Raw genomic sequence first — 2,070 nt, 5'->3', positions numbered from 1 at the left:
ATAAAAAACCACTCTTGTCTTAAGAATGGTTTAGTTAAAACCTATCAATGATTAGAAGCTTATTTCAATTGTGATCGTGGTACCCGAGTGCTCAATATCAGTTGAGACATTAAAACCTCTGCCTCTAAGCTCTTCTTCAACCAATGTAAGATGATCAGGACTTATAGCATCAACAGGAAACCAGAAAGTTGCTTTTCGCTTCCCTTCCTTAGATTCAGACTCAGTACCAGTTAAAATTTTTTCCAATATGGCGTCTTGATTTATTTTAAAGTTTTTAGCATTTTGACGAGCTTGTTCAGCATTAAAGTTGTTAAGCATATTTATCTCTCTAATTATTAATTTATCTAATTTTATAACACAAAAAGGCTATATAAGTTTTAGTGTTATGTAGTTAAAACCAATCAAAGATATAAGTTTATTGGTTGAATAAACTTTCTACCCATTCAATAAATTTTCTCGCATTTCTATTTTTAAAATCTTCCTTATTTGGAATGTAGTAACACAGCTCTGATTGAATGGGTTTAGTTTTAATCTCCTGTAAAAGATTCGCCTTAACGAACCTATGGGTCAGTGTAGCAGAACAAAATACTAATCCATTGGCAGATAAAGCCTCGTGTATCCCAAAAATCTCTTGGTCAAACTTCTTAATAGTCACCCTCTTTTGGTCCCATCCATTCACCTCAAGCCAGCTCTCTAATGGTGGACTTGGTAATGCTTTATTTTTCCATTCTGTGGTGAATAAAGTTATTGGCTCACTTGTATCTTTGGACAGAGCGAGTTTAGATACGCCAAATACATTAAAAGACTCATATTTAAGGACATCTTTAGAAGATACTGAAGATATATCACCATATCGAATAGGTAATGTATATAAATGATTGTCTAAAGTTTCACCCGTAGAAAATTCAACTGAGATATCTGGATTCAATTGATAAAATTCATTTATAGAAGGAATTAACAGCATTGCAGCTAGTGAAGAGGTACTTGCCACTCTCACTACATTTCCATTTACTGTTATTTCCTCTAATGCATCTTCAATTTTACGAAATCCTTCAGAAATTGCTCCCGCAAGTCTTTCCCCTGTGGTTGTAAGCGTTATTTTCCTTACCTGTCGATGAAATAAATCAACATTTAACCTGCTTTCTAGATTGGCAACATGATGTGAAATTGCAGTCGGTGTAAGTGAAAGTTCTTCAGCAGCCAACTTAAAACTCCCCAAACGAGCGGCTGATTCAAATGCCTTAAGTGCTTGCAAAGAGACTTGCATGCTTTCTCCCAAGTTATATTCATAGATGAATTAAACTCATCTATAAGTGTAATTTTCTCGTTTGTCTACTTATCTTTTAAAACTCAAAATAAATTAAACCTTAACTTTTTTTGGAATTTATGATGAGTAAAATATTACATATAGATGCTAGTGTAAGAGCTGCGATTAACCCTAATCCAAACCATAATTCGATTTCTAAAAGTATTGCCAGCCGATTGGTCAGCTCATGGAAAAAACAACTGCCTATAGATGAGTATATATATCGTGATGTAGGGATGAATCTGCCACCATTTATTACTCAAGACTGGATTGATGCTGTATTTACACCTGAAAATAAAAGAACTCAAGCTCAATGCGATATTTTATCTATATCAGATCAATTAATAGCAGAAGTTTCTAGCTCAGATATTCTTGTAATTTCTTCCCCTATGTACAATTACGGTATGCCTGCTCAACTGAAAGCATGGTTTGATCAAATTATTCGAATTAATAAAACTTTTGATTTTGACCTTGCTCGAGGAGACTTTCCTTTACAACCTCTTTTATCTGGCAAAATTTTAATTATTATCACTTCCAGCGGAGAGTTTGGGTTTGAGAAAGATGGAATTCGACAAAATATGAGTCATCTTGTACCCCACATTTGTACACTGAGCAAATATTTAGGCGTAGAAAAAATTTATGAAATTAGCTCTGAATATCAGGAGTTTGGAGATGAACGACATATAGAGTCATTAGAAAATGCTTTTCAAAAAGCTGAGAAACTCGTAGCGCAACTTTCCAGTTTATACACAAAAAGTTAGTAC

The 2,070-nt window shown here is 34.0% G+C and carries 3 protein-coding genes; 1 reads left to right on the top strand and 2 read right to left on the bottom strand.

Features of this window, described 5'->3' with window-relative positions; translation table 11 throughout:
• Positions 1-51 precede the first annotated feature (51 nt).
• A complete protein-coding gene (locus tag HUN22_RS16705; RefSeq protein WP_174731733.1) occupies positions 52-318 on the bottom strand; it encodes a hypothetical protein in 267 nt (88 codons plus the stop codon).
• A gap of 97 nt (positions 319-415) precedes the next feature.
• A complete protein-coding gene (locus HUN22_RS16700) occupies positions 416-1,267 on the bottom strand; it encodes a LysR family transcriptional regulator (protein ID WP_174731730.1) in 852 nt (283 codons plus the stop codon).
• A gap of 119 nt (positions 1,268-1,386) precedes the next feature.
• Between HUN22_RS16700 and HUN22_RS16695 the strand changes: the two genes are divergently transcribed.
• Positions 1,387-2,067, top strand: a complete 681-nt coding sequence (locus HUN22_RS16695) for an FMN-dependent NADH-azoreductase (protein ID WP_174731727.1) — start codon at positions 1,387-1,389, stop codon at positions 2,065-2,067.
• Positions 2,068-2,070: the final 3 nt, after the last annotated feature.

This window comes from Acinetobacter lactucae (assembly GCF_013344765.1).
Classification (GTDB): Bacteria; Pseudomonadota; Gammaproteobacteria; order Pseudomonadales; family Moraxellaceae; genus Acinetobacter; species Acinetobacter lactucae_A.
The sequence above is the reverse complement of the archived record's forward strand: the minus strand, read 5'-3'. Positions and strand labels throughout refer to the sequence as shown.

What these genes read in the sequence shown, in the direction of transcription:
- HUN22_RS16695 (WP_174731727.1), top strand. Translation starts at nt 1,387, where the DNA reads ATGATGAGTAAAATATTACATATAGATGCTAGTGTAAGAGCTGCGATT.
- HUN22_RS16700 (WP_174731730.1), bottom strand. Translation starts at nt 1,267, where the DNA reads ATGCAAGTCTCTTTGCAAGCACTTAAGGCATTTGAATCAGCCGCTCGT.
- HUN22_RS16705 (WP_174731733.1), bottom strand. Translation starts at nt 318, where the DNA reads ATGCTTAACAACTTTAATGCTGAACAAGCTCGTCAAAATGCTAAAAAC.